A 1,459-nucleotide genomic window follows, 5' to 3' on the forward strand; every position below is an offset into this window, starting at 1 on the left:
TTAATATGACGCTGAACGCCGCATTCACGACCTATCAACTCACTTGTTTGGGTCTTATCAGCAATGAAACTGACAAATGCATCGCACCAATCATCACTATACTTAACCATGTAGCCAACGGGAACGGGTCTAACTTGGTTGTAGGCATCTATGATGCGATGATGCGCCACTGTACCTTCTTTAACCCCCAAGTATTCTCTTGCTTTACTAATGACTGATTGCGCTGTTGCCATCATTGTTCCCCCCATCATGATATTTTTTCGATGAAATCTGTAAAATAGTTCCTACAAAAACAGTGAATAAATTAATCGTTGAAACATATACCTCAGAACTCGAGTAACCATATAAATCTCCTAGCCCTTGCACTAGCACTGATACAGCTGGTAAAACAATCAATACAAACCACTTCAGCATGTCATATGACTTGTTATTTAAAGACATCATTCAATTTCTCCTTTAATATTTTTTGAATATCATTTAATTTTGTTTCAATAATAAAAATTTTAGACTCATGTGTATTGACTTGCTTTGTGACTTCACTAATTTTGGACTTGTTATATTCCAAATCTCGTTGCATCACATCAAGGCGGTTTATAAGGTTTTGAATCGAAGTTATTAAACTGATAATCTTTGTTGTCAATGTAATAACTGCAACCATCGCTCCAGCTAAACTACCTAATTCAATAAGTGTCATGGTAATTTCCTCCTTTCTAAAAAAATAAGCCCCGCAAAAAGCGAGGCTGTGAAACTGATTAAGACTAAGCAGTATAGACATCTTCAATTGTACGTCGTACATAACGTGCTCCAGTACCAGATGCATAAGAATCTCCGTTTGTACCAACGAATATCTCTGCAGCTACGATAGCTTCTAATGCTGATTGAGCAACTTGAGCTGGCAAACCTTCTTTTGGATTAGTAATCGTAATTTTTTTGTTTGCTCCACCTTCATCTTTGAATAGCAATTCTAGGTTATAAATTTCCTCCATGAGTATTACCTCCTTCCGAATTTAGTTTAGTAAATGACTTATCCATAGAAATACGTTTCAACTGATGTTGTTTTGCCAATAGGTTCATCAGTAACGCTTTGTAATGCATCACGAACTGCTTCAACTTCTGCTGCTGGTGCGTCTTGCGTCAAATCTCGTAATGTTACCGTTGTTTTTTTTTCAGTAACCGGATTGATTGACTGAAGCTTTAAACTTGCAGATAAGAACTCTTTCATAACATTTCCTCCTCGCTCTGTATTTGTAAGTTGCCCTACACTAATAAGAACGTCATGAAACTTAAGAGTGTCACTCTACTGATTTAAAATGATTTTTAAAGATTGGAGTTTATCTCTAATTTGTTTCTTTCTTTTACTAATTGTTTTACGACTAACCCCATACTCCATTGCTAACTGTTGTGATGTGTAGTTCCCACTGAGAAGGGCCCAAAATAACGTAATTTCCGTACTATTAAG

At 36.3% G+C, this 1,459-nt stretch carries 5 protein-coding genes; all 5 read right to left on the bottom strand.

From position 1 onward, the window contains the following. Window positions 1–233: hypothetical protein (locus ACEN33_RS12315; RefSeq protein ID WP_407095195.1), on the bottom strand; the 233-nt coding region annotated here is incomplete at its 3' end. After that, window positions 208–444 carry a phage holin gene (locus tag ACEN33_RS12320; RefSeq protein WP_407095196.1) on the bottom strand — a complete coding sequence of 79 codons (237 nt, stop codon included), beginning with the start codon at window positions 442–444 and terminating at the stop codon, window positions 208–210. The genes ACEN33_RS12315 and ACEN33_RS12320, both read right to left, overlap by 26 nt. After that, window positions 428–694, bottom strand: coding sequence for a hypothetical protein (locus ACEN33_RS12325; RefSeq protein WP_407095197.1), 267 nt, complete (start codon window positions 692–694; stop codon window positions 428–430). Before ACEN33_RS12325 ends, ACEN33_RS12320 begins: the two co-directional genes overlap by 17 nt. Before the next feature lie 64 nt (window positions 695–758). Beyond that, window positions 759–986, bottom strand: a complete 228-nt coding sequence (locus ACEN33_RS12330; protein WP_407095198.1) for a DUF2922 domain-containing protein — start codon at window positions 984–986, stop codon at window positions 759–761. A gap of 38 nt (window positions 987–1,024) precedes the next feature. Next, a complete protein-coding gene (locus ACEN33_RS12335) occupies window positions 1,025–1,222 on the bottom strand; it encodes a hypothetical protein (RefSeq protein ID WP_407095199.1) in 198 nt (65 codons plus the stop codon). Window positions 1,223–1,459 lie beyond the last annotated feature (237 nt).

The organism is Ruoffia sp. FAM 24228 (genome assembly GCF_045528575.1).
GTDB classification, from domain to species: Bacteria; Bacillota; Bacilli; order Lactobacillales; family Aerococcaceae; genus Ruoffia; species Ruoffia halotolerans.